Origin of the sequence: Alkalibacillus almallahensis (assembly GCF_011761495.1) — a bacterium.
Taxonomy (GTDB): Bacteria; Bacillota; Bacilli; order Bacillales; family Alkalibacillaceae; genus Alkalibacillus; species Alkalibacillus almallahensis.
This window is the reverse complement of the sequence record NZ_JAASRU010000004.1, coordinates 96,158-123,137: the sequence shown is the minus strand read 5'-3', so window position 1 is coordinate 123,137 and position 26,980 is coordinate 96,158. Positions and strand designations below refer to the sequence as shown.

Annotated in this window: 26 protein-coding genes and 1 riboswitch; of the genes, 17 read left to right on the top strand and 9 right to left on the bottom strand. The window is 39.4% G+C overall.

Features of this window, described 5'->3' with window-relative positions; all coding sequences use genetic code 11:
• Positions 1-115: 115 nt before the first annotated feature.
• Positions 116-418 (top strand): GRAM domain-containing protein, encoded by a 303-nt coding sequence (locus tag FHR85_RS05195; RefSeq protein WP_167261807.1) that lies wholly within the window; start codon positions 116-118, stop codon positions 416-418.
• 120 nt (positions 419-538) lie between these two features.
• Here FHR85_RS05195 and FHR85_RS05190 read toward each other — a convergent pair whose 3' ends face one another.
• Positions 539-1,636 carry a branched-chain amino acid aminotransferase gene (locus FHR85_RS05190; RefSeq protein WP_167261805.1) on the bottom strand — a complete coding sequence of 366 codons (1,098 nt, stop codon included), beginning with the start codon at positions 1,634-1,636 and terminating at the stop codon, positions 539-541.
• 240 nt (positions 1,637-1,876) lie between these two features.
• Between FHR85_RS05190 and FHR85_RS05185 the strand changes: the two genes are divergently transcribed.
• Together FHR85_RS05185 and FHR85_RS05180 are read left to right on the top strand one after the other, a co-directional pair.
• Positions 1,877-3,325 (top strand): carbon starvation CstA family protein, encoded by a 1,449-nt coding sequence (locus FHR85_RS05185; RefSeq protein ID WP_167261803.1) that lies wholly within the window; start codon positions 1,877-1,879, stop codon positions 3,323-3,325.
• Between the two features lie 12 nt (positions 3,326-3,337).
• Positions 3,338-4,087, top strand: a complete 750-nt coding sequence (locus FHR85_RS05180; protein ID WP_167261801.1) for a 2-keto-4-pentenoate hydratase — start codon at positions 3,338-3,340, stop codon at positions 4,085-4,087.
• A gap of 214 nt (positions 4,088-4,301) precedes the next feature.
• Here the strand turns inward: FHR85_RS05180 and FHR85_RS05175 are convergent, their stop codons facing one another.
• Together FHR85_RS05175 and FHR85_RS05170 are read right to left on the bottom strand one after the other, a co-directional pair.
• A complete protein-coding gene (locus FHR85_RS05175) occupies positions 4,302-4,649 on the bottom strand; it encodes a fluoride efflux transporter FluC (protein WP_167261799.1) in 348 nt (115 codons plus the stop codon).
• Positions 4,646-5,008 (bottom strand): fluoride efflux transporter FluC, encoded by a 363-nt coding sequence (locus tag FHR85_RS05170; RefSeq protein ID WP_167261797.1) that lies wholly within the window; start codon positions 5,006-5,008, stop codon positions 4,646-4,648. Before FHR85_RS05170 ends, FHR85_RS05175 begins: the two co-directional genes overlap by 4 nt.
• Before the next feature lie 117 nt (positions 5,009-5,125).
• A riboswitch (M-box (ykoK) riboswitch) is annotated at positions 5,126-5,290 on the top strand.
• A gap of 165 nt (positions 5,291-5,455) precedes the next feature.
• Between FHR85_RS05170 and mgtE the strand changes: the two genes are divergently transcribed.
• From mgtE to FHR85_RS14355, 4 genes are all read left to right on the top strand, one after another.
• Entirely contained in the window at positions 5,456-6,823 is a 1,368-nt protein-coding gene (gene mgtE, locus FHR85_RS05165) for a magnesium transporter (RefSeq protein WP_167261877.1), read from the top strand.
• Positions 6,824-7,080: 257 nt separating this feature from the next.
• The gene (locus FHR85_RS05160; RefSeq protein WP_167261795.1) at positions 7,081-7,515 is read left to right on the top strand and encodes a PH domain-containing protein; all 435 of its coding nucleotides are present in this window, start codon (positions 7,081-7,083) and stop codon (positions 7,513-7,515) included.
• Positions 7,516-8,219: 704 nt separating this feature from the next.
• The gene (locus tag FHR85_RS05155; RefSeq protein WP_243864163.1) at positions 8,220-8,816 is read left to right on the top strand and encodes a hypothetical protein; all 597 of its coding nucleotides are present in this window, start codon (positions 8,220-8,222) and stop codon (positions 8,814-8,816) included.
• Positions 8,813-9,103, top strand: a complete 291-nt coding sequence (locus FHR85_RS14355; protein WP_341770934.1) for a GNAT family N-acetyltransferase — start codon at positions 8,813-8,815, stop codon at positions 9,101-9,103. The genes FHR85_RS05155 and FHR85_RS14355 overlap by 4 nt, the downstream gene beginning before the upstream one ends.
• A gap of 145 nt (positions 9,104-9,248) precedes the next feature.
• On the opposite strand, the gene FHR85_RS05150 is transcribed toward FHR85_RS14355, so the two are convergent.
• From FHR85_RS05150 to FHR85_RS05140, 3 genes are all read right to left on the bottom strand, one after another.
• Positions 9,249-9,809: a GNAT family protein gene (locus FHR85_RS05150; protein WP_243864162.1), complete on the bottom strand. Its 561-nt coding sequence runs from the start codon at positions 9,807-9,809 to the stop codon at positions 9,249-9,251.
• Between the two features lie 490 nt (positions 9,810-10,299).
• Entirely contained in the window at positions 10,300-10,464 is a 165-nt protein-coding gene (locus FHR85_RS05145) for a hypothetical protein (protein WP_167261793.1), read from the bottom strand.
• A gap of 217 nt (positions 10,465-10,681) precedes the next feature.
• On the bottom strand, positions 10,682-12,064 hold the full coding sequence (locus FHR85_RS05140) for a glycine--tRNA ligase (RefSeq protein ID WP_167261791.1): 1,383 nt from the start codon (positions 12,062-12,064) through the stop codon (positions 10,682-10,684).
• A gap of 402 nt (positions 12,065-12,466) precedes the next feature.
• Here FHR85_RS05140 and pcrB point away from each other — a divergent pair, with 402 nt between their 5' ends.
• The 5 genes from pcrB to pruA all read left to right on the top strand — a co-directional run bounded on the left by pcrB (position 12,467) and on the right by pruA (position 20,366).
• Entirely contained in the window at positions 12,467-13,162 is a 696-nt protein-coding gene (pcrB, locus tag FHR85_RS05135) for a heptaprenylglyceryl phosphate synthase (RefSeq protein ID WP_341770931.1), read from the top strand.
• 14 nt (positions 13,163-13,176) lie between these two features.
• On the top strand, positions 13,177-15,423 hold the full coding sequence (gene pcrA, locus FHR85_RS05130; protein WP_167261787.1) for a DNA helicase PcrA: 2,247 nt from the start codon (positions 13,177-13,179) through the stop codon (positions 15,421-15,423).
• Between the two features lie 16 nt (positions 15,424-15,439).
• Entirely contained in the window at positions 15,440-17,440 is a 2,001-nt protein-coding gene (gene ligA, locus FHR85_RS05125; protein WP_167261785.1) for an NAD-dependent DNA ligase LigA, read from the top strand.
• A gap of 12 nt (positions 17,441-17,452) precedes the next feature.
• A complete protein-coding gene (locus FHR85_RS05120) occupies positions 17,453-18,640 on the top strand; it encodes a CamS family sex pheromone protein (RefSeq protein WP_243864170.1) in 1,188 nt (395 codons plus the stop codon).
• 178 nt (positions 18,641-18,818) lie between these two features.
• Positions 18,819-20,366, top strand: a complete 1,548-nt coding sequence (pruA, locus tag FHR85_RS05115; RefSeq protein WP_167261781.1) for an L-glutamate gamma-semialdehyde dehydrogenase — start codon at positions 18,819-18,821, stop codon at positions 20,364-20,366.
• A 198-nt stretch (positions 20,367-20,564) separates the two neighbouring features.
• Here pruA and FHR85_RS05110 read toward each other — a convergent pair whose 3' ends face one another.
• Positions 20,565-20,927: an SLAP domain-containing protein gene (locus FHR85_RS05110; protein WP_167261779.1), complete on the bottom strand. Its 363-nt coding sequence runs from the start codon at positions 20,925-20,927 to the stop codon at positions 20,565-20,567.
• Positions 20,928-21,025: 98 nt separating this feature from the next.
• On the opposite strand from FHR85_RS05110, the gene FHR85_RS05105 reads away from it, so the two are divergent.
• The 4 genes from FHR85_RS05105 (at position 21,026) to FHR85_RS05090 (ending at position 24,514) form a co-directional block, all read left to right on the top strand.
• On the top strand, positions 21,026-21,478 hold the full coding sequence (locus tag FHR85_RS05105) for a DUF2269 family protein (protein ID WP_167261777.1): 453 nt from the start codon (positions 21,026-21,028) through the stop codon (positions 21,476-21,478).
• A 25-nt stretch (positions 21,479-21,503) separates the two neighbouring features.
• Positions 21,504-22,616: an NAD(P)/FAD-dependent oxidoreductase gene (locus FHR85_RS05100; protein ID WP_167261775.1), complete on the top strand. Its 1,113-nt coding sequence runs from the start codon at positions 21,504-21,506 to the stop codon at positions 22,614-22,616.
• Between the two features lie 161 nt (positions 22,617-22,777).
• Entirely contained in the window at positions 22,778-23,119 is a 342-nt protein-coding gene (locus FHR85_RS05095; protein ID WP_167261773.1) for a P-II family nitrogen regulator, read from the top strand.
• 15 nt (positions 23,120-23,134) lie between these two features.
• Entirely contained in the window at positions 23,135-24,514 is a 1,380-nt protein-coding gene (locus tag FHR85_RS05090) for an ammonium transporter (RefSeq protein WP_167261771.1), read from the top strand.
• Positions 24,515-24,676: 162 nt separating this feature from the next.
• Here the strand turns inward: FHR85_RS05090 and FHR85_RS05085 are convergent, their stop codons facing one another.
• Together FHR85_RS05085 and FHR85_RS05080 are read right to left on the bottom strand one after the other, a co-directional pair.
• Entirely contained in the window at positions 24,677-25,111 is a 435-nt protein-coding gene (locus FHR85_RS05085) for a VOC family protein (RefSeq protein ID WP_167261769.1), read from the bottom strand.
• Positions 25,112-25,194: 83 nt separating this feature from the next.
• Positions 25,195-25,866: a Dph6-related ATP pyrophosphatase gene (locus FHR85_RS05080; protein ID WP_167261767.1), complete on the bottom strand. Its 672-nt coding sequence runs from the start codon at positions 25,864-25,866 to the stop codon at positions 25,195-25,197.
• 136 nt (positions 25,867-26,002) lie between these two features.
• Between FHR85_RS05080 and FHR85_RS05075 the strand changes: the two genes are divergently transcribed.
• Positions 26,003-26,941 carry a TraB/GumN family protein gene (locus FHR85_RS05075; RefSeq protein ID WP_167261765.1) on the top strand — a complete coding sequence of 313 codons (939 nt, stop codon included), beginning with the start codon at positions 26,003-26,005 and terminating at the stop codon, positions 26,939-26,941.
• The last annotated feature ends 39 nt before the right edge of the window (positions 26,942-26,980 follow it).

Below are 26,980 nucleotides of genomic sequence, written 5' to 3'. Positions count from 1 at the left end.
GTGAGCTTTAGTAGAACATGAAGTTGTTGTTTGGATTGTTCCTATTACTTATTGATGTGAATTTGTGAAATTTTTTAATAGGGTAAGAAAATTAACTTTTAAAGGAAGATGTCTTATGTCAGAAGCTTATGAGCATAAAGATGGTGCTAATCTGTTTAAAGGAATAGAAGCTGTTGGCGGAAAATTATATTTAACCAAGGAAGCATTAATTCATCGTCCCCATAAATTCAATATCCAATCAAGAGAGACTGTTATTGAACTAAAAGATATCACAGAAGTCGTAACCAGAAATACGTTACTAGTTATACCTAATGGATTACTTGTTAAAACAACAGGTGGAAATAAATATAAATTAGTGGTGTTCGATCGAGATAATTGGATCGAAAAAATTAACTTATTCAGACATGGTTGGAATTGAAAATTTAATTACAGGCTTCAAAAGGTTGATGCAAGGGTTTTAATTTCTGATTTAAGTGGCACTTGGATCCTAACCAATAAAAACGACCAGCTTAGCTCATTAAGCTGGTCGTTTTTATGTTTATGACACCTTAGTTGCAACAGTGTTATTCACATTGATAACCCAATCAAATGGATCATCAACTTTTCCGTATTGGATTCCCATGAGTGTATCATATAGGTTTTTCGCGAGGTGACCAGTTTCGCCATTATTGAACTGCATTTGTTTATCCCCCCAATCGAGTTGTCCAATTGGAGAGATCGCCGCAGCTGTTCCTGTTCCAAAGGCTTCAATTACATTTCCTTTTTCATATTCTGTATAAAGTTCATCAATTGTAATGGCGCGCTCTGTCACATGATAGCCCCAATGTCGTAGTAAGGCCATGGCTGAATCACGAGTGATACCGTTTAAGATACTACCGTTTAACTGAGGGGTGACCACTTCATCGCCAATTTTGAAAAAGACGTTCATACTGCCGACTTCTTCAATATATCTTTTTTCAACACCATCGAGCCATAGCACTTGTGCGTAACCATCTTTAGCTGCGACTTCTTGTGCTTTCAAACTCGCGGCATAATTACCACCCGTTTTCGCTTCACCAGTCCCGCCTCGAACCGCTCGTACGTAATTATCTTCGACAGCAATTTTGACAGGGTTAATCCCTTCTTTATAATAAGCCCCGACAGGTGAGAGAATAATCATCAATGTATAATTCGTTGATGGTGCAACACCTAGAAATGGCTGGGTTGAGATAACAGTCGGACGAATATAAAGGGACATGCCCTCGCTAGTTGGAATCCAATCTTTTTCAATTTGAATTAATTCTTTTAATGCATACAAAAGAAAATCTTCATCAATTTGAGGGATACATAGTCGCTCGTTCGATTGATTAAAACGTTGAAGATTTTTCTGAGGGCGGAAGAGTAGTGGTTCGCCTTCAGGGCTAAGGTAGGCTTTTAGTCCTTCAAACACGGATTGGCCATAGTGGAATACCATTGCAGCTGGGTCGATTTGAAGCGGTTGATACGGTGTGATTCGCGCATTATGCCAGCCTGATTCCTCGGAGTAATCCATGAGAAACATGTGATCTGTGAACGTTCGCCCAAATGAAAGTTCATGATCGAAAGGTTTTTCTTGATAGGAAGTGGTTTTAAAAACAGATAGTGATTGTTCAGCCATGTTGTCATCCCCTTTTAATCAGAAAATTTTAATGGTTATCATAATACACGTGATCGCAGGTTTCAACCCCTTTTATAAATGTAAGCGTTTTTATTTGAAAATTATAAAAACTTGTCAACAAAGGGTTGAAAAGCGTAGAAGATGGGAGTAGAATACGGATTAAATTTTCTAACGCAAAGCTATGAAGCATTAATGTTTTAAAGCTTTCTAAAACTAAAGAATTTGAAAGGAGGTCCAGTGATGCTTACATTTCTTGCATCTATCTTATTTTTGATTGTAGGTTACATAACGTACGGAAAGGTGGTTGAACGAATTTTTGGGGCAGACGATTCTCGCGAAACGCCTGCTTACGCGAAGCATGATGGTTTTGATTATAGTCCAATGAGTTGGTGGAAAGGTAGTTTAATCCAGTTATTGAACATCGCTGGGCTTGGTCCGATTTTCGGTGCCATTATCGGTGCCTTATACGGACCAATTGCTTTTGTGTGGATCGTATTAGGATCGATATTTGCGGGGGCTGTGCACGATTATTTCGCTGGCATGATGTCCTTAAGACATAATGGCGAGCAATATCCGGCGCTGGTCGGGAAGTACTTAGGAAAATATGCACAATCATCGATTAACATCGTTTCAATTGCCTTAATGGTGTTGGTGGCCGCAGCGTTTACGGCGGGGCCAGCAGAGTTGATTGCTCAATTAACGCCTTTGACCTTCACTGTTGCGATCATCCTCGTCTTTGTTTATTTATTAGTCGCAGCGGTGCTACCGATTAATAAAATTATCGGAAAGGTGTACCCAGTTTTCGGTGGCATATTAATATTTATGGCTTTAGCGATTGGATTCGGCATGTTGTTTTTATTCGAACATCCGATTCCAAATTTAACTTTTGCGAGTATGCATCCTGGTGAATTACCAGTATGGCCACTCATGATGGTGACGATTTCGTGTGGTGCAATTTCAGGCTTTCATAGTACTCAAAGCCCGATTCTCGCTCGAACGATCAAAAAAGAATCAGAAGGTCGTAAAGTGTTTTACGGTGCGATGATTGGTGAAGGTGTGATTGCGCTCGTTTGGGCTGCAGCTGGTATGACGTTCTTCGGCAATACAGGCGGTTTACAAGAAGCAATCACTGCTGGTGGTGCTGCAGGTGTAGTCAACGAAATTAGCCAGACGACGCTCGGGTCTTTAGGTGGTCTATTAGCGATTTTAGGTGTGATTATTTTGCCGATTACAACAGGAGACACAGCACTCCGATCGTCGCGAATGATGTTAGGGGATGTCCTGCGTCAAACAACGAAAAAGTCATTTAATGGGCGCAAGGCAAAGTTGTTTTTAATTATTCCAGTGGCTCTTCTGGCTTTTCTATTATCTCAAATAGACTATTCATTTTTATGGCGTTATGTCGGTTGGACGAATCAGCTCGTCGCCACAGTGATGTTGTGGACAGGAGCCATGTATTTGTTAAAACAAGCTAAGTTTCATTGGATCTGCAGTGTGCCGGCAACATTTATGACGGGTGTGGTCGCGACGTATATCTTTTATGCGCCAGAAGGATTTGGATTAGACTACGGATTATCAATGATTCTCGGTTCGATTATATGGCTAGCTGTGATCAGTTGGTTCGCTTGGCAAGTTTATCAAGAAAAGCGACAAGATTATCCTAGTGTTGCACGCTCGAATGCAAACTAAGGAGGGGACATGATGAGGGTAGTTGATCAATTATATAATGCCTATCAAGGAGGCCCTGTGTTATCACGTGTTGAAGTGGGCGCTAAATCGTTAGAGCAAGCGTATCAATTACAGAAGCAGGTTGTTGAAGAAGAGGAAAAGCAAGGTAATCCACTTGCTGGTTATAAGATTAGCTTAACAAGTAGCGAAACACAAGATTTATTTGGCGCAACAGAACCGCTTTATGGTGCTTTGTTAAAAGATTCGATTGCAAATAATGTTGTGGAAATTAATAGGTTTAATGAACCACTGATTGAAGTAGAATTAATGTTTTTAATTGATCAACAGATTGATCCAGATGACGATGATGAAACAATTATGCAAAAAACTAGGGTTGCACCAGGCATTGAAATTCCTGATTCGCGTTATGAAGATTGGTTTCCAAACTTAACCTTGAATCAAATTGTGATGGATCGAGCAGTAGCAGGAAAAGTGGTTGTTGGTGAACCGCGAGAAGGGTTAACGAAAGCTGACCTCAATAATCTAAACGTCCATGTTTCCTTAGATCAACAGTTGTTAGTTACAGGGAATTCTAGTGATGTGATGGGAAATCCGTTAAATGCCGTGAAATGGTTGGTTGATGCATTAGCTCGAAATGGGCAGCGTTTAGAAGCTGGCATGGTGGTCTCATCAGGTACCTTTATGTTACCGAAACCGCTTGAAAAAGGTGTTTACCAAGCAGATTTTGAGCGAATCGGAGAAGTTAAGGTGGAGGTCATTTAGTTTGACGCAAGTAAGTTGATAAATGATTCAAGTGATTTGAAGTGTGATGCAAAGAATTTGAACTTTGAAGCAAGAAACTCAAAGGTTGAAGCAAGACATTCGAAATGTGAAGCAACGAACTCAAATTATGGTGCAAACAATCCATAGCGAGATGTTACACAATGATAAACTTGATCCTAAAAACGTTCATCACCTCAGGGGCGATGAACGTTTGTTATTGAATCATCCATGTTGTTAGCGAAAATAAACTGATCGACCCGAGAATCGTGACGAGTGTGTAAATCCAAAACAGGATATAAAAACGTTTTTCAATTAACTGGATGGCTTCAACACTAAAGGTAGAAAACGTGGTAAATGCCCCAAAGAAGCCAACACCACCTAATAGATAAAATAAACCTTCTAATTGACTTACCAACGCTAATCCAACTGCACCCAATAAATTCACGACAATCATTGCGAGGGGGAGTGCCTGTTTTGAACGATTTTGCATAATCATTTGGCCGATTATATAGCGGCTAGCTGCACCTAGACCACCACTGATTGCTAGTAAAAGAATAGTCATACGCGTTCACCTCGATGGATCAAGCGATAACCGACCAAAGCTAGGAGAAGACCGCCTGCGACGGATACAAAACTGTAGCCAACTGAAGTTAACCAAGCGTCGTTACTAGCTAAGGCATGCACGTCGCTCGCAAAAGTAGACATAGTCGTAAAACCACCTAAAAGGCCAACGCCGATGCCGACTTTAAGCCATTCAGGGATAGTTTTTTCAATTGTATAAGCTGTGAATAGTCCTAGTAAGAAGCTACCGACCAAGTTGACAATCAAAGTAGAACTATTGGGAAAGGATAAATCAATCGAATATCTTAATAAAGTCCCTATTGCTCCACCTAAAGCTACAAATAAAGCATTTTTATACATAAAGATCCCTCGAAGTGAGTCATAATGGTTTATTATAGCATATTCGTTAAAGGCGCGTGTAGCGTGGTTTAATTGACGTTATGCCTTTGTTTAGTGTAAGATATAAAAGTAAAATTAATAAATCCTCGTTAGGTGAGGCTCCTGTGTGGAGATATGCTACTGCCCAAAAACGTCCAAAGACGCCAATGGGTCAGCAAAAACGATCGACTTAAGGTGGTTTTTAACGTAGCTGGTTTATCCTATGCCGCGCAGTGCTAAAGCTTGAACGATTGGAGGAAAAATGCCAGAAGTTAATGATCGTTAGATATACACTCGCTTTTCTCCATGTTTGAGAGAGGCGAGTTTTGTTTTTTATAAACTAGGGAAAATTTAATATATTGAGTCAATCATAGTTACTATAACAACTTGGTTGAATAATACGAGCGATTAAAGGAGGTCACAAACTTGATGGTTATGCGTCGAAGTACGAAATTAAATTTATATCAACAGTTACAAGAATTGTTACAACAAGGCCATGTCGAAACGTTTCGCGAATCGCTCTTATCCTTGCATATTCAAGATCAAGTGGAATGGTTTGAAGGCTTAGAGGATTTAGAAATCAGACAGCGTGTCTATGATACGTTGACGCCAGAAGAATTGGCAGACATATTTCAAGGTTTAGAAGTCGATGAACAACAAAAAATTATGTCGGAAATGAACCGTGACAAATGGATCTTAACATTGAATGAGATGGCCTCCGATGACGTCGCGGATTATTTGGAAGAACTCGAAGATGAAGAAGTATCCACGGCCTTAAATGAAATGGATGAAGAAACAGCTGAAAAAGTTCAGCAGATTATGGAGTATCATGAAGAAACAGCTGGTGCGTTAATGGCGACTGAATTCATCGCGATCAAAACGACAGATACTGTTCAGCAAGTGATGCTTAATTTAAGAAATGATGCGCCTGAAGCGGAAACGATTTACTATCTTTATGTTGTCGATACAGAAGGGCGACTTGTAGGCGTTGTCTCATTGCGAGATCTAATTACGAGCGACCCGAGTGAAGTGATCGAAAATGTAATGAGTCAGCGTGTTGTATCGGTTAAATCTTACCAAGACCAAGAAGAAGTTGCGCGCCTCATGCAAAAATACGATTTCTTAGCGACACCAGTTGTCTCAGAGGAAAATCGATTAGTCGGGATTATCACCGTCGACGATATTATCGACGTCATTGAAGATGAGACAACAGAAGACTTTGGAGAAATCTCAGCTGTACGTGGTGCAACGGGTGCGGACATAACCGCGTGGGAGTCTACGAAAAAACGCGCCCCGTGGATCATTATGCTAATGTTTTTAGGGCTGATCACGGCTGAAGTGATTGGTTACTTTGAGGATACGTTACAAACAATCGTGATCTTAGCTGCGTTTATTCCGTTATTAATGGATGCTGCAGGTAATACAGGTACACAATCACTAGCTGTCATGGTGCGCAATATTGCGCTTGGAACGTTCGATAAACGTAACGTCTGGAAAGTATTACGGCGTGAATTGTTAACCGGGCTCATGATTGGAGCCGGAAGTGGCGTAACGATTGCTTTATTAATTATCCTATTTTATGAACAAAACTACGTCATTGCTGGCATCGTCGGGATTTCAATTATGTTGACATTGAGCGTGTCGACCCTGACAGGTTCAATCATTCCACTCATCATCAATCGATTGAAAATAGACCCAGCTGTCGCATCAGGACCGTTTATTACAACATTGAATGATATATTTGGATTGTTGATTTACTTTACGATTGCAACGTCGATGATTGAGTATTTGATGTGATTTAGTGGTGAAATACTTACCATTGATGGGTAGATAGATCAGTGATTTTTTGCGATTATCGGCGAAAGTTTCAACTCTATCAGCGAAAATCTTGAACGTTACGGCGAAAATGAGCAGTTTATCAGCGAAATTTATGATTTTATCGGCGAAAACCGAAATTGACTAAAAAAAGACTGCATGTATAACTAAATAGTTCAATCTTGGAATGTAAACAAAAACACTAACCCCAAAGGTTAGTAGAGAAGAGTGGTTAAGTGATGTATTTTCCAACTAAAAAGGATGTTTTGGCTAGATTATTTTTCTATGGCTTTTTAGCCTTTATTTTATTCATTTATAGCTTTGGTTCTGAGCCTTTTGGTTTGCAGTTGATTATCTATAATAGTCCATTGGGTTTCATCATTACGGGAGCATTATTAGTATTGGTGATCTGGATTTGGTTTGATACGAAATATTATTTAAATAGTGGAGACTTAATAATTAAATTTGGACCATTTAAATGGGTTATTGATATAAATGCTATTAAAAAAATAAGTCATGAAAGAAGCCCTTTTACAGCACCTGCTCTCTCAGTTGATCGACTATCAATTTTATATGGTAATTATAAGGTTATAAGTATTTCACCTAAAAACAAAAATGAGTTTATTCACTTACTAAAAACTAATAATCCAGATATCATCTTTGAAGATAATTAAGTATTTACCATATTTTTAAACCAATTTTTAGACTTTGCCAGACAAAATTTTATTAATCAACTGCCCTAGTATGGTTTGAGTAAACTATAAAAGTAAGGGGAAGATGTTAGATGAACAGCTCAAAACTGCATTATTTAATCGCCTTAATTTCTTATCCCACAATAATCTTGCATTTTCTTTTTAGTGATTATGAAAGTGAAAAGACTGTAACGGGAATTTCATTTTTTTCAATTGCTACTGTTATTTATCTGGTTTTTGTTTATCTGTATTCCAAGAGTGATTTAGGCAAGAAAATAGTGTTATTTGGCTTAATGTTACTTGGTATAATCTCGGTGATACTGGCTATTGTGACTGTTTAATTCTACTTTTATAACGATTACTGAGTTTGATTTATTAATGAAAAATGACCGACTCGATGTAATCGTAAATATTATTTTAAATGATAAAAAAGGTTCGCATGCCTGAATTAAGTAGCTCGATTAAGAGTGCAAAAAGAGATTTGTATCCCTAATTGAGCTACTTTTTTTATAAGTGATTGTAGGTTAAGCTATCAGGCTTTTTGCAATTCGAATTGGATCATTAATCGAGAAAATTTAATAACAATAAATTCATATATGGTAATATAAGTTAAAAGAAGTTGTTCAACTAATTGATCGGGATCATTTAACAAGAGATATGTTGTATTTGAGAAGGGAGGAGTTAAATTGTTAGAAATTCGAATGATTGATAAAGAAGATCTTGGGTTAGTGTCGGATTTTATATCACAAATGAATGCTAGTGAAGAATCTCATATTGGTTATTGCGGGAAAGATAAGAACGAAATTGCAAAATATATGATAAATGATATTTCAGATATTAAATATACTGATAGTTTTGTTGTAGCATACGAAGGTAATAAATTGGTGGGGGTTTTGGGATTTGATGCAGACCTCGATGATAATAGTGCCGAAATATGGGGGCCATTTATTTTACGAGAGAAGTGGGATATTGTTTATGAAATGTGGAAGAAAATGACTGATATACTTCCAAAGAAGATAGACTCAATGGAGATGTTTCCAAATGTGAAAAATACTCGAGTGTGTCAATTATCAAGCTCTCTTTCATTTAAAAAGTATAGTGATGAAAAAATATTGATTTTCCGGTGTAATAATAGCAATGAGTTTGAAAGTACTTTTATTGAAGAGTTGACTCCTGAGTATTACGTAGATATGGTACAACTTCATGATGAAGCTTTCCCTAACACTTATTATAGTGGACAACAAATTATTAAACGTTTAGATGATCATAAAAAGTTTTTATAATAACCAATGAAGGTCTACTCTGTGGATATATTTATGTCGAGGCGGAACCCGAATTTGGTGAAGCAAGTATTGAATTTTTTGCTGTTGAGAAATCTGAAAGAGGTAATGGAATTGGAGCGCAATTATTAACGGGTGCTTTAAAGTGGTTATTTACATTTGATGGCATGGACTCTATCACACTATGTGTCAACTCTGCTAATGTTAGTGCCATTAAGTTATATAAAAAAGTTGGCTTTGAACATCTACATGAAATGTACACATTCACTAAAAACGTAGGAGAAAAGTAGTTAGTAATAAATGTGAATTTGTTATGATTAGAATATTATACTTCGATCAACCGGGGCGTTAGTTTTTACTGACCTTCAATAAAAACTGTAGATTTGCATATGGAAGCACAGTTCCTGTGTAAATTTTGATATAAAAATGTTCGTTTTAATCTAAATAATGCCTCATCCATACATTGGGTTCAATGTAGATGCCCTTATTAGCTGTCTTATCTACGTCTAATGGTGCTAATCCTTCATTTATGATATAGCTTCCCGAAGAATGTAACTTCATACCAGTCCACTCTTCCCATTCTTCAACTGATGCTGGAATGATCATAGAGTTTTCTGCGACTTTTATTATAGAAGCACCAGTCTTAAAATGTGTTCTAATCCAAGGGTCAAAAGGAGTTCCATCATCTCTAATCCAACTAACGTATTCTTCCATAGGAATAAGCGGGTATTTGTGCTTTAATGAAGGGCGAACAGGAGCTACCATATTTTCAAAATTATTTTTAATGGCTAAACTTTTCATTTCCTTAACCATTCTTACACTCAAACCCTTCCCTCTACACTCTGGATGAATGACAATAGCTAATGCTGACAGTGAATTAGGCTGTAAATTGTTTTCGTAATCTAATACTCCTTTTTCAAAGACTTCATCCCATCCTGTTGGTAAGTTATCTTCATTACTATCCCAATTAAAAGGAATTGAATTTCCGCAAGCCATGGGTTTGAATTCCTCATTTAGGAGAATGAATTGAAATTTAGGAAACCGATAAAGTAATTTGTTCTAATACTTTACTGCTATCGGATCCTCTCCCATGAATTTTGGCCACCCTATACTATGTAACTGATCTAATTCACCTTCTAAATCAGGACGCTCTTCTAATGTAACTACGGTATATTTTTCATCCATAAATACAACCTACCTATTCGCTCATTCTTATTAAACAATCATGCCCTTTAGTTGGACAAGAACTTAATATTAGTTTGTTAAAAATCACCATTTATTTGTAATGCTTTTAACGGACTGTTAGACTTCTGAATTGATTTATTCTCGTCTCTAAACAATTCACTGTTAATTTAAATGGTAAAATCAATTATAACGCTTTGTTTCAACAAAAAATGAACACCCTCATTCATTCACATAGAACAAGCGTGTTTATAAGGTAATAGTATTCATTGTTTGCCTGACAGTATTTATAAATGACGTTATATTACTCTCTTTCATTTTCCACCCTTTTTTGCTCTAACGCTATTTTTTCTCGTTCTAATTTAATTTCCTCAAGTTTCACTTCATTTTTCTTTTTTGTTTCATATAAACCGAAAGTGAAAATTCCAATAAAAAGTATCCCCATCAGTAGATAAAATGGAATATCCATACGATTCCCCCTAATTTGAGTAGTTTTATTTAACTTATTTTACCATATAAATGTTAGCCATCAAAAAACATCCTCAAAAAGCTACACAAATTGTATTACAAAGCCTCGCATTTATGACTACACTTTCATATGAAAAAAGTAGTTCAATTAAGGGTACAAATAAAAATTTTGTACGCCAAAACTGAACTACTTAATACCAGAATGCTGTCTTTCTTAATTAGTATTGAATTTTATCTTGTAAAAAGTCTTTTAAATCCGCGATTGGCATGCGGGTTTGTTCCATGGTGTCACGGTTACGGACAGTGACTTGGCCGTCTTCTTTGGAATCGAAATCGTAAGTGATGCAATAAGGTGTACCGATTTCGTCGTGACGGCGGTAACGTTTACCGATTGAGCCAGCGTCGTCGTAGTCGACCATGAAGTCTTGGGCTAAATCCTGGAAGACCTCTTGCGCTTCGTCAGCTAGTTTTTTCGATAATGGGAATACTGCTGCTTTAAATGGTGCGACAGCTGGATGGAAATGCATCACTGTACGTGATGAACCATCTTCAAGTTCTTCTTCCTCGTAAGCGTCTGTTAAGAATGACAGTGCTAGACGATCCGCACCTAAGGCTGGTTCGATGACATATGGTATATAACGTTCATTTGTTTCTTGGTCGATATATTCCATGTCTTCACCAGAATGCTCGGCATGTTGTTTTAGATCGTAATCTGTACGGGAAGCGACACCCCAAAGCTCACCCCAACCGAATGGGAATTCGTATTCTAAATCAGTTGTTGCGTTACTGTAGTGAGATAGCTCGTCTTCATCATGTTCGCGGCGACGAACTTTCTCTTGATCTAGACCTAAGTTGAGTAACCAGTTATGGCAGAAGTCGAGCCAATAATCGAACCAGTTATGTTCTTCACCTGGTTTACAGAAGAATTCCATTTCCATTTGTTCGAATTCACGTGTACGGAAAATGAAGTTACCAGGTGTGATTTCGTTACGGAAACTTTTACCGATCTGAGCGATGCCGAATGGTAGCTTCTTACGCATCGTACGCTGAACGTTTTTGAAATTGACGAAAATACCCTGTGCTGTTTCTGGGCGCATGTAAATTTCGTCGGAAGAGTCATCTGTTACACCTTGATACGTCTTGAACATTAAGTTGAACTGGCGAATGTCCGTGAATTCACTTGATCCGCAGTCAGGGCAGGTAATGCCTTCTTCTTCAATAATTTTGACGAGTTCATCGAATGGTAAACCATCGACAACACGCTCTTCACCTTTTGCTTCGAAATGGTTTTCGATTAAGTGGTCGGCACGGTGGCGTGATTTACAGTCTTTACAGTCGATCATCGGATCATTAAAGTTACCTAAGTGACCACTTGCTTCCCATGTTTTTGGATTCATTAAAATTGCTGAATCAAGTCCGACATTATATGGTGATTCTTGGACGAACTTTTTCCACCAAGCGTCTTTTAAATTTTTCTTTAGTTCAACACCAAGTGGTCCATAATCCCATGTGTTTGCTAGGCCGCCATAGATTTCGGAGCCTTGGAAAATAAAGCCACGATGTTTACAGTGATTGACGATATGGTCCATTTCTTGAGCCATTTGAAAACCTCCCAAAATATTACTTGCAATAGCATTAAAAAACTCCCGCCCAAGAGCTAATCGAATAGCTCAGGGACGAGAGTGTATTTCCCGCGGTTCCACCCTGATTGATGTGGCAAGCACATCCACTTTCAGGCGATCACTCCAGATTGCCGTTTCACATCACCTTACTCCAGGCTCGCACCATCCCTGAATCGCTTGTTGGTAGTGGGTTATGCTACTATTAATCCTTCATTGTCATCATACGTTTATTAATTTTATTCTCATATATACTAGCATACCATATGTGTTTTCTCAACGTTTTAGCTAACAGATTGTCACTTTTTCTCGGATTGGTCGATGAAAGATGAGGGGGTTTTTTGGTATAATAGATAAGGTTAGAAGGATGTTGGAGGAATGACTGTGAGTGAACCGTTTAATAATTGGCGTCACACGTTTAAATTAGACCCGAACAAATACATAACTGATGATGACCTAAAAGCGGTTTGTCAGTCTGGCACAGATGCGATTATGATTGGTGGCACGGATGATGTCACGTTAGACGATGTTATTCATTTATTAGCGCGAGTCAGACAGTATCCCATTCCTTGTCTGTTAGAAGTCTCTAATCTTTCATCGATTACGCCAGGGTTCGATCATTATCTAATCCCGACCGTTTTAAACAGTGGTCATAAACAGTGGATGATTGATCTGCATCATGAAGCGGTGAAAACCTATGGTAATTGGATAGATTGGGACGAGCTATTTATGGAAGGTTACGTTATGCTAAATCCAGCATCCAAAGCTTATCAATATACGAAGGCAACAGCCGTTACCACTGAAGATGTCGTCGCTTATGCGCGCTTAATTGAACATTTAATGCCACTACCGATTATGTACCTAGAATATAGTGGTATTTATGGCGATCCAGCATTAGTAAAGCGGGTGAGTCATGAGCTTGAAAAGACAGTTTTAGTTTATGGTGGCGGAATTGAAACAGCTGAGCAAGCAGAAGAAATGGCTGCTCATGCCCAGGTCATTGTCGTCGGTGATGTGATTTACCGCGATATTAACCGAGCGATTGAAACGGTAGAAGCCGTGAAGCAAGTAGAACAATAAAAGGTGGGAACGTCATGAGTATGACAATGAACGATATTCTAAATGCGATGAACCCTGAGCAACAAAAAGCGGTTAAACATACTGAGGGGCCACTCCTCATTATGGCGGGAGCAGGTAGTGGGAAGACACGTGTCCTCACTCATCGTATTGCTTATTTATTAGCGGAAAAAGGTGTTCAACCTTACAATATATTAGCGATTACCTTTACGAATAAAGCAGCACGCGAAATGAAGGACCGTGTGGAGAAACTAGTTGGCGATGACGCTAAAAGCATTATGATGTCAACGTTCCACTCCCTTTGTGTGCGGATTTTACGACGTGATGGTGATCGTATTGGTCTTGATCGTAACTTTGCAATCTATGATGCGACGGATCAGAAGACGGCGATTAAAGAAGCGCTGCGCATTCAAAATCTAGATCCGAAGCAATACGATCCACGCTCAATTCAAGGGGCAATTAGTCAGGCGAAGAACCAACTAATCACACCGAAACAATTAAAACAAGAAGCGAACAACTACTACGATGAACAAATCGCATCCGTTTATGACACATACGAGACGATTTTACGTAAAAATAGCGCACTTGATTTCGATAGTTTAATTATGGAAACATTCTTCCTATTCGACCGCGTGCCTGAGGTGCTTCATTATTATCAAAATCGTTTCCAATACATTCACGTTGATGAGTACCAAGACACGAACAAAGCGCAATATCAACTGGTGAAAAAGTTAGCTGATCGCTTTCAAAATTTATGTGTCGTTGGGGACTCCGATCAATCGATTTATAAATGGCGTGGGGCCGATATTTACAATATTTTATCCTTTGAGAATGATTATCCTAATGCAAAAACGATTTTCTTAGAACAAAACTACCGCTCAACCAAGACGATTCTACAAGCGGCCAACGATGTGATTGAACGTAACACGTCGCGCAAACCGAAAGAATTGTGGACGGACAATGATGGTGGCGAACGGATTCGCTTATACGAAGCGCGCGATGAGAAACAAGAGGCGCGTTATGTACTTGATCAAATTCAAGAACTCACGCAGGAACACAGTTTTAGCTATGATGATATTGCCATTCTATATCGTACGAACGCCCAGTCACGTGCAATGGAGGATGTGTTCGTGAAATCCGATATCCCGTATCAAATTATCGGTGGCACGAAGTTCTACGACCGTAAAGAAATTAAAGATTTACTTGCATACTTACGATTAATCACGAATCCGAATGATGATATTAGCTTCCTTCGTGTCGTGAATGTTCCGAAGCGTGGTATTGGAAAAACATCGATCGATAAGCTACAAATGCACGCAGAAATGCATGATTTATCGCTATATGAAGCGGTCAAAGATATTGCCTTAGTGGGTGTCAGTAAAAAAGCTGGTCAACAACTGCAAGCGTTTCGTCACCTCATTGAAAACTGGCGATCTCAACAGGAATTTTTAGGGGTAACTGAAATTGTTGATGAGGTGCTGTCTCGTTCTGGCTATGAAGATATGTTAAAGCAAGACAAATCGCTTGAGTCTCAGAGTCGTTTAGAAAACATAGAAGAATTCAAGACGGTGACGCGTCAGTTTGAAGAAGCGAATGAGGATACGAGTTTGATTGCTTTCTTAACCGATTTAGCTTTAGTGTCGGATTTAGACCAATCGGATGATGATGCTCAAGAACAAGTGACACTTATGACATTGCACGCAGCGAAAGGGCTTGAGTTTCCTGTTGTCTTCTTAATCGGACTTGAGGAAAATATTTTCCCACATAGTCGTTCGATCTTTGATGAAGAAGAGATGGAAGAAGAACGTCGTTTAGCTTATGTTGGGATTACCCGCGCAGAGCAACGTTTGTATTTAACGTATTCATCGATGCGTACACTTTTTGGCCGAACACAGTTTAATCAGAAAAGCCGATTTGTCGACGAGATTCCAGATGAATTACGTCAGCAAGAGGGCCAAATCAGCCAAGGGTCCCAGGCTTCGAACGAATCTTTTGAAGACGCGATCCAAGCATTGGCTGATAACAAGAATCAACCCCAGCAGGAGCAAGACAAGCCGAAACGACGGGCGAAGACGATCAAAGAACAACCTGCTGATCCGTCGACATTCCAAGTCGGTGATAAAGTGAAACACCAAAAGTGGGGAGAAGGCACAATCGTTAGAGTGGAAGGTACTGGTGGTGACGCAGAAGTTGACATCGCCTTTCCATCACCTGTAGGTATTAAACGGTTGTTAGCCCAATTTGCTCCGGTTGAAAAATTATAACGAGGAGTGGCAAGCCATGAATCGCGATGAAGCGAAACAACGTATTGAAGCGTTACAAGATGAGTTGCACCAATATAATTATGAATACCATGTACTAGATCAACCGACTGTATCGGACGAATATTATGATAAGATGTTGCGTGAACTCATGAATTTAGAAGAAGAATTTCCTGAGTTTCAAACAGCTGATTCCCCGTCTCAACGTGTAGGTGGACAACCACTCGATCAGTTCGTCAAAGTCGATCATAATGTGCCGATGCTAAGCTTGGGGAATGCGTTTAATGCCCAAGAATTACGCGATTTTGATCGTCGAGTGAAGGAACGAGTGGGTGATCAAGTGCGTTATGTCTGCGAATTGAAAATTGATGGGTTAGCTGTCTCGCTCCGTTATGAAAACGGCCAGTTTGTACGCGGAGCAACCCGTGGTGACGGGAAAACAGGTGAAGATATTACCCAAAACTTAAAAACGGTTAAAAGTATTCCACTTAAAATCCGTGAAGAGGAAACGATTGAAGTGCGCGGGGAAGTGTTTATGCCTAAGCAATCGTTCTTGTCCCTCAATCAAGCACGTGAAGAAAACGGAGATGAACCGTTTGCCAACCCTCGTAACGCTGCAGCTGGTTCGTTAAGACAGCTTGACCCGAAAATTGCTGCTCGTCGTAATTTGGATATCTTTTTATACAGTGTAGGTGAATGGGAAGCGGCGACAACAGCTTCTCATAGTGAACGCCTTGATTATATGAAGGAACTTGGCTTTAAAATTAATCCGCAAACACAGACTTTCGAATCGATTGAGGATGTGATTGCGTACACCGAAGAATGGACGGTTAAACGCCACGAATTGGATTACGAAATCGATGGCATTGTCGTAAAAGTTGATTCTATTGATTTACAAGAGCGTCTTGGTTTTACGGCGAAAAATCCACGCTGGGCAATCGCTTATAAATTTCCAGCAGAGGAAGCGGTAACGACCCTTCATGATATTGAATTAAGCGTTGGACGGACAGGAGCAGTGACACCGACAGCGATTCTAGAACCCGTGCAAGTAGCTGGAACAACGGTTCAAAGAGCATCGCTTCATAATGAAGATTTAATTATCGAAAAAGATATTCGTTTACATGACACGGTCGTGATTAAAAAAGCAGGCGACATCATCCCTGAGGTCGTACGTGTCGTAACAGAAGAACGAACGGGTGATGAGAAAGTATTCCGTATGCCAGAAAACTGTCCAGAATGTGGCGAGCCACTGGAAAAGGTTGATGGAGAAGTCGCATGGCGCTGTGTTAATCCAAATTGTCCAGCTCAGTTAAAAGAGGGCCTCATCCATTTCGTTTCACGTAATGCGATGAATATTGACGGTTTAGGTGAAAAGGTGATTGAGCAACTCTTTGATCATCAATTAATTCAGGCGATTGCTGATTTATATAAATTAACGCCAGATGATTTGTTGCCTTTAGAACGGATGGGACAGAAATCCGTCGATAATTTACTTAAGGCAATCGACGTGTCGAAGGATAATTCACTTGAACGTCTGTTATTCGGCCTTGGTATCCGTTTTGTTGGTAGCAAAGCAGCTGATACATTAGCTGCGGAATTTGGAACAATGGACAAGCTCATGACGGCTAATAAAGAAGAACTTGAAGCTGTTCCTGATATTGGTGATAAAATAGCGGCATCGATTGCGATGTATTTTGAACAGGAACAAGTCAAACAGCTGATTACGGAGTTGAAATCACTTGGATTGAACATGACGTATTTAGGTGAAACAGTTGAAGCGAGTGAGGACTCACCATTTTATGAGAAAACCATTGTTATCACAGGTAAATTTACGGATATGAGCCGACAAGATATTAAAGCACAAATAGAAGCATTAGGTGGACAAGTCACGGGTAGTGTTAGCTCGAAAACGGATCTATTAATTGCTGGAGAAGATGCAGGGTCAAAGTTTGATAAAGCCCAAGAATTAGATGTGACGGTTTGGGACGAAGCGCAACTGAAAGAAGCATTGGAGGCGTAGTGATTGACACAAATGAGTAAATGGCTTGGATTGCCGTTATTAGTTCTATTAATGGCGGCTTGTAGTCCGAATTTTGATTCGGAAGAGGAAGTCGTTCAGGAAACGGATGAAGAGGAACAAACAGAAGAAGATCAGCAAATGATTGTCTCGCCTGATCAATTAGATACAAACGATTATCGAATGGTGTTACCGTATCAGCCGAGCGCGGCTCGAGGTACAATTACCAATCAAATATCCAACCGTTATGATATAGATGAGTTTGAACAAGGACTTACTCGATTGTCGAAGGATCCTTTTTCACCAGATGACTATCTATTTCAAGAGGGACAATATTTAGATGAAAGTACAGTTTTTGATTGGATTAATGATTTCAACCCTGAACGACCAGAAGATTTAGAAGAGGATTTGGAAGATGCTCAAGATGCTAATGCAGAAGATGAAGTTGATGCTATAGTGGATGAGTTAGAAACATACAAAGAAGAGAATCCACGAGTCGTTTCGCATATTCTAGAACAAAATTATCTGACTCGAGCTGAAGAGAACCGGGTCGAACTAGCCGGTGTATCAATCGGTATTGCACTTAAATCAGACTATCAATTTAGTGTGAATTATGAAGCAACCAATAATGTCGCTATTGATAAAAATGAAATGTTACAGATTGGTAAGGAAACAGCAGGTCAAATTTTAGAGCGAGTTCGTGGAATGGAAGAATTACAAGATGTGCCGATCATGCTAGCTCTTTATCGTGAAAATAGTCCAAACGCTTCGGTACCAGGTAGTTTTGTTACAAAAGCGGTTGTCGAACCAAATGATATGACGGTTAATGAATGGCAGTCGTTGGATGAGAAAACTGTTCTTTTCCCATCAAGTGAAGCAGAGGACAATCATTATGAAGATTCCGAAATGTTCACAGGGTTTAGTCAAGATGTCTCAGACTATTTTCCAAATTATATCGGTGTGATCGGCAGAGGTTTTTATAAAGATGGAGAGCTACAGGAGCTGTCGATTAATATTCCAGTAGAGTTTCATGGTAAACAAGAAGTCATCGGATTTACACAACACGCTTCTTCTTTAATGGCCGAGCACTTTCCGTCATATTTTGACTTGGAAGTAACGGTTGAATCAGCTTCACGTCAGGAAGCTGTACTGTTTAGGGATGCAGGAGCAGAAGACATTACACATCATATTTATCATGATTAGTAGATTATTATGATATTTGATTGGCATACGCCCTCTTATAACACGGCTGTTATGAAGAGGGCGTTACTTTTTTATCTGAAAAAACTGCAATTTTATTTGATTAGGAAACAGTGTTCGTTTAAAATAGTTTATGGAAGCGCTGTTATCGGCGCAAAATCGTTTAGAGGAGGCAATTTTCATGGTACAAGCTTACAAGCATGAACCTTTTACGGATTTTTCGGTAGAAGAGAACGCTAAAAAACAAGAAGCGGCTCTTCGTCAAGTCGAACAAGAACTCGGAAAAGATTATCCACTTATTATCGGTGGAGAACGTATTTATACAGATGCGAAAATTACTTCAATTAATCCTAACAACAAAGGTGAAGTAGTGGGTACAGTATCGAAAGCAGATAAAGAACTAGCAGAAAAATCGATGAATGTGGCGGATGAAACATTTGAATGGTGGCGTAAATCTACTGCAGAGATGCGCGCTGATATTTTATTCCGCGCAGCAGCAATCGTTCGCCGTCGTAAGTATGAATTCAACGCTTGGGCAATTAAAGAGTCTGGTAAAGCGTGGAAAGAAGCAGATGGTGATGTCGCTGAAGGTATTGACTTCTTAGAATATTATGGTCGTCAAATGCTAGAAATCGATAAAGGCGGCGAAGTAAACAGCCGTCCAGGTGAGAACAATCGTTTTGAATATATTCCATTAGGTGTTGGTCTTGTTATTTCACCATGGAACCTACTGTTTGCGATTATGGCTGGTACAACGGTTTCACCAATGGTTACTGGAAACACAGTACTATTGAAACCAGCGTCTAACTCACCAGTGATTGCCTATAAGTTTATGGAAGTATTAGAAGAAGCAGGCATGCCATCAGGCGTTGTGAACTATATTCCTGGTAGCGGTAGTGAAGTAGGTGATCACCTAGTTGAACATCCTAACACACGCTTTGTTAGTTTCACTGGTTCACGTGATGTAGGTGTCGGTATCCATGAAAAAGCAGCAAAAGTTCAACCAGGTCAAAAATGGTTAAAACGTACTGTGATTGAAATGGGCGGTAAGGATACGATTGTAGTTGATAGTGAAGCGGACTTAGAATTAGCTTCACAATCAATCGTACAGTCTGCCTTTGACTTCTCAGGTCAAAAGTGTTCGTCTGGTTCACGTGCCATCGTTCATCAAGATGTCTATGATCAAGTGCTAGATCGTGTAGCAGAAATCACAAAAGGACTATCAATCGGTGACACATCGAAAGAGAACTATTATATGGGTGCTGTCATTGATGGCAGTGCTTATGAAAAAATTATGGGCTACATGGAAGTTGGTAAAGAAGAAGGCCGTCTTGTTGTAGGTGGCGATGGTGATGATACAAATGGTTATTACGTCAATCCAACCATTTTTGCGGATTTAGATCCAAAATCCCGCATGCAACAAGAAGAAATTTTCGGACCCGTTGTTGGCTTCACGAAAGCAACAGACTTTAACGAAGCAATCGATATTGCGAATAACACAGATTACGGTTTAACAGGTGCTGTAATTTCGAATAATCGCAACCATATAGAAATTGCTCGTGAAGATTTCCACGTCGGTAACCTTTACTTCAACCGTGGTTGTACAGCGGCGATTGTTGGTTATCACCCGTTTGGTGGTTTCGATATGTCTGGTACAGATTCGAAAGCCGGCGGACCTGATTACCTTTACAACTTCATGCAAGCTAAGACAATGTCTGAAATGCTATAAAATTAGTAAAAAACCTCTCAAGGGCGAGCGAGCCTTTGAGAGGTTTTTATGCTTTATTCGTCGTTGCACCAAAATATGTGACGTTTGCCCCAAAAATGAGGGGTGTTGATTCAAATTTCATAAGCCTTGCGTCAAACTTTAATCGTCTTGCGCCAAAATCACACAAGCTTGATGCAAATGCGAAAAAGGTTGCGTCATTTAGTTATTACCGATCATTTTTAGTGTAGCATTTTGATCGATTTCGCTTGCATAGTCAGTGAAAATAAATGTCCACGGCATGGAATGGTGGGCATCTATTTCAATAGGGAGTGTAAATGTGCCTGTCGCTTGAGTACCCCACGTCATAGATTGATTTTTAATTGTCACAGGTTGATCCGTACAATTATGAACAAGAGCAGTCACGAGTAAATGATGACGATGATTAAAAGCGTGATTTAATACAGTGAAACTTATTCCTGAGTGATCATTAAACGATAGGTTTTCAAATTGTGATTTGATCCATGTTCGGTCCTCTTCTGCAATTGTTTTGTCCCATTTTTCTTCAAACATCAATTGTTGCATATGGATCACTCCTTGTTACTTGAAATTGTACGCTTGTTGTCATGATTTGTCACGAACAATGGGTGTTTTCACGCTATAATAACCTTGGAGGTGTTCCCGTGGCTTTATATGAAAGTTTAGTCCTTATACATATCATTTCTGCCATTATTGGAATGGGACCTGGATTCGTTTTAACGCGGGTGACGAAATCGGCGAAAACATTAGCTGAATTGAGACACGGCTATCAAGTCAAACGTCAACTGCACTACTTTGTTATGGTAGGTGGGACATTGCTTCTTGTGACAGGTCTTTGGATGGGTGCATTAAATCCAACGTTATTTCAACAAGGGTGGTATGTCGTCAGCCTCATATTATATTTGATCGCTTTAGCTATGGGGCCGACTGTTTTAAAATGGTATTCGAAGCCAATTAAACAATTGTTGGCAGATGCGACAGGAGACGCGATTCCAGCTGATTATGATCGATTAGCTCAAAGACTATACACTGTTGAATATTTCGAAAACACACTATTTATTGTTATTATAATATTAATGATTACAAAACCATTTTAACTGATGAAAAGAAAGGAATGAGCTTATGACAACCGTTGTTGTCGGTGGTGGTATACTAGGTGCTTCAACCGCCTATCATTTAGCCAAAAAAGGTGAAGACGTGACACTAATTGATCGAAAAGATGAAGGTCAAGCGACTGACGCAGCGGCAGGAATCGTTTGCCCATGGTTGTCACAGCGCCGAAATAAAGCGTGGTATGAACTTGTCAAGCGAGGCGCGCGCTATTACCCAGACCTTGTCGACCAATTACGTGCGAACGGTATGCGCAAGACAGGTTATAAACAAGTGGGTACCATTAGTCTACATACCGATGAAAATAAACTAGATCAAATGGTAGAACGTGCAGAGAAACGAAAAGAAGATGCACCAGAAATAGGGGAGATTAAACGGTTAACACCTGATGAAGTGCGCGGGATGTTCCCACCTATTTCTGAGGAATACGGTGGCGTCTATGTTAGTGGTGGTGCAAGAGTGGATGGTCGTGCAATGCGCGATGCTCTATTAGCAGGTGCCATTCATTATGGTGCGACCATTCGTACAGGTGAAGCAAGGCTCGTCGCTAAGGGCAATCAAATTAAAAAAGTCGGTATTCAAGGTGAGATTCTTGAAGTTGATCAAGTTATTGATACAGCGGGTGCTTGGTCGAAACAATTAGTCAAACCAGTCGGTATTGATTATGAAGTGACACCACAACGTGCACAAATTGTTCATTTGGATTTAGTCGGTGAAGACACGGGTGATTGGCCAGTTGTCATGCCACCTAGCAACGGTTATTTGTTAACATTTGCAGGCGGTCGCATTGTGGCAGGTGCTACGCGGACTGACTATGCTGAGTTTGATCATCGAACAACAGCAAGTGCTATTCGCGATATCTTAGATAAAGCGCTAACCATTGCACCTGGCTTAGAAGATGCTTCGATATTAGAAACGCGTGTTGGTTTTCGCCCTTATACACCTGGATTTTTACCGATTATTGGGCCGATGCCAGGCTATGAAGGGTTATTTGTCGCTAATGGACTTGGCGCAACAGGACTGACGGCAGGTCCTTATCTCGGTTCAGTTTTAGCCGATTTGTCATTAGGTGAAGAGATCGATTTAGATTTATCACAATATGATGTGAGTGAAGCAATCCAATAAATATAAAAATCGTCGAGTCGAAAAGGCTCGGCGATTTTTTTGTGTTAACTTTCCTAACATAAAATTCAGAAAACCACTTGATTTTTCTGATTATTAATTATATTATGTATATTAATAACATTTGGTGTTAAGAAAGTTAACATAAATTAAGGAGGTTACTTATGAAGAAACTTGAAGCAATTATTCGTCCAGAAAAATTTCAAGAACTTCGTGAAGAGCTTGATCGACATGGCGTTAATGGTATGACGATTTCAGAGGTGGCTGGTTGTGGTCAGCAAAAAGGTCAGGAAGGAGTGTTTCGAGGAAATAAGTATGAAATAAAATTGTATCCTAAAGTGAAAGTTGAATTAGTTGTTGATAATGAAGATGTAGATGTCACAGCAAAGATCATTTCCAAAACTTGTTCAACGGATCAAGTGGGTGATGGCAAAATATTTGTGTCAGCTGTTGAAGATGTTTACCGAATTCGAACAGGTGAAACGGGCAAAGAAGCATTACAATAAAGGGAGGAATACGAGATGATTAAAAAAATTAGTTTAATCTTAATGGTATTACTATTAATTCCAAGCGTGACCACATTTGCGACAACAAGCCAAGAGTTGGCGCCAATTGTGGATTCAATTGATATGGCGTGGATGATGTTGGGAGCTTTTCTTGTATTCTTTATGCACGCAGGCTTTGCGATGGTGGAAACAGGGTTCACGCGTTCCAAAAATGCGTTAAATATTTTGATGAAGAATATGATGACCATATCTATTGCATCGGTTTTATACTTCTTAGTTGGATATGGGCTTATGTTTGGTGATACGTTAGGTGGATTCATTGGAACATCTGGCTTTTTATTGCAAGGACATACAGATCAAATTGGATTCTTCGTGTTTCAAGCGATGTTTGCAGCAACGTGTGCGACGATTATTTCAGGTTCTGTAGCAGAACGCATGAAGCTAAGCTCATATTTGATGTTAACATTATTTATGACAGGGGTTATTTATCCTGTCGTTGGACACTGGATTTGGGGTGGCGGTTGGTTATCCGACTTAGGTTTTGTCGACTTTGCCGGCTCATCTGTCGTTCATTTAACTGGTGCAGTAGGTGGTTTGATGACCGTATTAGTATTAGGTCCTCGAATTGGCAAATATGCTAAAGGAAAAGTGAACGTGATTCCAGGACATAGTATACCAATTGGTGCATTAGGTGTCTTTATTTTATGGTTCGGTTGGTTCGGGTTTAATGGCGGAAGTACATTAGCAGCAGATACGAGTTTAGTACCTTCTGTCATCGCAACAACATTATTATCTGCATCAGCTGGTGTTGTAGCATCAGGATTCTATTCTTATATGAAATTTAAAACCATCGATGCCACGTTAACGTTAAATGGCGCTTTAGCTGGTTTAGTTGGTATAACGGCAGGGACGGCGAATGTTTCACCTATAGGAGCGATTATTATTGGGTTTATTGCAGGTATTATTTTAGTAGAAGCGGTTCAGTTCTTTGATCGCATCCTGAAAATTGATGATCCTGTTGGTGCTATTACTGTTCATGGTATTTGTGGAATATGGGGGACATTAGCTGTTGGATTGTTTGCAGTCGAAGGTGGCTTGTTTTATTCCGGGAGTGTTGCATTGCTCACGACACAACTTATAGGTGTACTAAGTGTGATTCTATGGACGTCGATCGCGACAGGAACCGCGTTGTATGCTGTTACACGTTTAGGTGCTATAAGAGTTTCGCGCGAGGAAGAAGTCACTGGTTTGGATTTTTCGGAGCATGGTTCATCAGCCTATGAAGCTACCAATAGTATTTATAACGAAAATCTGGAAGTGTCTCAAGAGTTTGGTGTCGGTTTATTGAAGCGGTTAGACGGGATCGAACATAAACGAACGGAAACAAGTCAGTAACAGATCTATTGTATGAGTGAGGAAAAAGCCAGGTTGTTGGTGATCAAATTATAGAAGTTTATTAATTATGTAACCCCCAATTTATTCAAAGATACTTTTGAATGAATTGGGGGTCTTAATTTGTTGGTCTTCAAAATAAAAGCAACGCTATTGGGGGTGATATTATTGTTCTTGAGAATTCTCCCACATAGCTGCACGTTCTTCAAAGGTTGTTTCTTCATGCACTTCATGTAACATCCACACATAACCAAATGGATCCATGAAAATCGCATTGGATATACCCATATCAGCCATTTCTGTCACTGGTTGGATTTCGGTACATGCTTGATCCATTGCAAACTGATAGGTCTTATTGATATCCTCAACGGTTACATTGACCCAACTCGTCTTAGGATCCTCAGGTGTTGGTGCAATTAAATACGCCTCACGATTTTCATCTAATAAATGAAATTGCATATTGTATAGTGTGAATAAGACTTCGTTCTGACCTTTGGGTAAGTTCGTTGCTTTAACTTCCTCAAGGTCAAACATGTATTCATATACTTTTAAAGCTTCTAAACTGTCACTTACAACCATATCTAGTTCAACTCCGACCATACATGATTCACTCCTGTTTTAAATATTTATTATGACTCTCGTAACTATTTCGTATCTTAAGTTATAAAATCCTGCACTTATGATCATGAATTGATCATTAATACATCCTTATACGTATAAAACGTCCCTTCAGAAATTGTTTCACTTAACTGAACAGGTAATGCTTTATTAAATAATGGGCCATCTACAACGAAGGTATGAAACTCTCCGTTTTCACCACATGGATCAATAGAGTCTGGCAGTGCTTCTAACGTTGTTTGATCTAATCGTGCACTTAAAAATTCTTTAGGAACTCGATTTGGGTCAATGGTTGTTATCCATGTTTCATAACCTAATGCTAAAAATTCGTTAATTAACGTAGTTGTCGATTGTTCCCAAAGTGGAAAGATCGCTTCAAGTGATACTTCTTCTAATTGACCTTCACGAAAAGCACGCACGTCTGCCAAGTTAATATCGCCGAAAACGATATGAGAAATACCGTCACGTTCTGCTTCTTTAAAACTATCTAACATCCGTTTTGAATAGACCTCGTTCGAGGGTGCTGTTGGAAGATAGATTTTTTGAAGTGGTAAATTTAGTGACTCAGCTTGGAGATCAAGTAACGATTCGGGAGTTTCATGAACACTCATACGAAAATTATCTTCATTTATGGTGGCGATGATCCGATCAATCACTACATCATCTCTATTCGACATTCGGTGTAAGGCTAACATCGAATCCTTTCCGCCACTATGGGATACTGCAACGCGTTTCATTTGAAAACCGCCTTTATTCTAGAAGTATAAGTTCTATTTTAATATAAAATTATTGAATTTTCATTCTTTTATATACTTCAATCATGTAAAATAAAGTAATCATAGGATTTTAAAGTGTGAGTGGGGGAGTGAGATTGTGAAACGAGCAATATTATGGAGTGTAATGATTGCCATCGCACTGATAATGGGGTGTCAATCTGAGGAGGCGGTGGAGGTTGATGATGTAGTGGTTCCTGAACAGAGTGAAGGGTTTTTCTGGGAAACAGAACATGATGGGAACCAGATTTATTTCTTAGGGACAGCTCATATTGGGGTAGAGGACATGTATCCACTTAGTGATGAAATCGAGAGTGCAATGGATCATACAGATTTATTGTTAACGGAGATTGATAATAGCTCTGAAGAGAATACACAAGCCTTGATGGCAGCACAAAGACCACATATGCGTTTGCCACCTGGACATAAATTAGACGAGCATATTGATGCTGAGTACCATGATGAGTTAGAAGATGTAGCAGAATACCGAGGAATTGATTATGGTATGTTGAACCAGTTTCAGCCTTGGGTAGTGGAAGATTTATATAACGAGCTGATGATTATGGAATCAGACTACGACTATAATCTCGGTGTCGAGAATTATTTATATGACAATGTGTTAGATGATCAAACCGAATCAATGGCCTTGGAAAATTACGGAGAACGTCTAACGTCTGTGCGGGCAAGAGATTTGGATTATCAGACGTATGTGTTAGAACAAGTATTTAAACAAAATGAAGAAATGGATTCCGAGGAGATGTTAGAGAGATCTGTGACAGCTTTCCGAGCTGGTGAGGAAGAGTTGCTTGATTATGAACGTGTCGTGCCAGAGGACGTTGATAACCCTGAACATGAGGAAACATATTTAAATGAATTATTGTTTAAACGTGATGAAAAAATGGCAGATCGTATTGATGAAATTGTAACAGAACGTGATGGTGAAACAATTATGGTTGCGGTCGGTTTGATGCATTTTTTTGGTGAGGATAATATAAGATCGTTATTAGAAGATAAAGGATATGAAATCGAAAGACGATAAAATAACACGCCTAACTTGGCTGATTTGCACAAGTAGGCG

Coding starts and splice junctions, on each gene's coding strand:
- ligA (WP_167261785.1), top strand. CDS start 15,440: ATGAATCGCGATGAAGCGAAACAACGTATTGAAGCGTTACAAGATGAG.
- FHR85_RS05160 (WP_167261795.1), top strand. CDS start 7,081: ATGTATTTTCCAACTAAAAAGGATGTTTTGGCTAGATTATTTTTCTAT.
- FHR85_RS05095 (WP_167261773.1), top strand. CDS start 22,778: ATGAAGAAACTTGAAGCAATTATTCGTCCAGAAAAATTTCAAGAACTT.
- FHR85_RS05180 (WP_167261801.1), top strand. CDS start 3,338: ATGAGGGTAGTTGATCAATTATATAATGCCTATCAAGGAGGCCCTGTG.
- FHR85_RS05120 (WP_243864170.1), top strand. CDS start 17,453: ATGAGTAAATGGCTTGGATTGCCGTTATTAGTTCTATTAATGGCGGCT.
- FHR85_RS05080 (WP_167261767.1), bottom strand. CDS start 25,866: ATGAAACGCGTTGCAGTATCCCATAGTGGCGGAAAGGATTCGATGTTA.
- FHR85_RS05195 (WP_167261807.1), top strand. CDS start 116: ATGTCAGAAGCTTATGAGCATAAAGATGGTGCTAATCTGTTTAAAGGA.
- FHR85_RS05170 (WP_167261797.1), bottom strand. CDS start 5,008: ATGTATAAAAATGCTTTATTTGTAGCTTTAGGTGGAGCAATAGGGACT.
- FHR85_RS05145 (WP_167261793.1), bottom strand. CDS start 10,464: ATGGATATTCCATTTTATCTACTGATGGGGATACTTTTTATTGGAATT.
- FHR85_RS05090 (WP_167261771.1), top strand. CDS start 23,135: ATGATTAAAAAAATTAGTTTAATCTTAATGGTATTACTATTAATTCCA.
- pcrA (WP_167261787.1), top strand. CDS start 13,177: ATGAGTATGACAATGAACGATATTCTAAATGCGATGAACCCTGAGCAA.
- FHR85_RS05185 (WP_167261803.1), top strand. CDS start 1,877: ATGCTTACATTTCTTGCATCTATCTTATTTTTGATTGTAGGTTACATA.
- FHR85_RS05140 (WP_167261791.1), bottom strand. CDS start 12,064: ATGGCTCAAGAAATGGACCATATCGTCAATCACTGTAAACATCGTGGC.
- mgtE (WP_167261877.1), top strand. CDS start 5,456: ATGGTTATGCGTCGAAGTACGAAATTAAATTTATATCAACAGTTACAA.
- FHR85_RS05150 (WP_243864162.1), bottom strand. CDS start 9,809: ATGGCTTGCGGAAATTCAATTCCTTTTAATTGGGATAGTAATGAAGAT.
- FHR85_RS05190 (WP_167261805.1), bottom strand. CDS start 1,636: ATGGCTGAACAATCACTATCTGTTTTTAAAACCACTTCCTATCAAGAA.
- pruA (WP_167261781.1), top strand. CDS start 18,819: ATGGTACAAGCTTACAAGCATGAACCTTTTACGGATTTTTCGGTAGAA.
- FHR85_RS05100 (WP_167261775.1), top strand. CDS start 21,504: ATGACAACCGTTGTTGTCGGTGGTGGTATACTAGGTGCTTCAACCGCC.
- FHR85_RS05085 (WP_167261769.1), bottom strand. CDS start 25,111: ATGGTCGGAGTTGAACTAGATATGGTTGTAAGTGACAGTTTAGAAGCT.
- FHR85_RS05175 (WP_167261799.1), bottom strand. CDS start 4,649: ATGACTATTCTTTTACTAGCAATCAGTGGTGGTCTAGGTGCAGCTAGC.
- FHR85_RS05110 (WP_167261779.1), bottom strand. CDS start 20,927: ATGCAACAATTGATGTTTGAAGAAAAATGGGACAAAACAATTGCAGAA.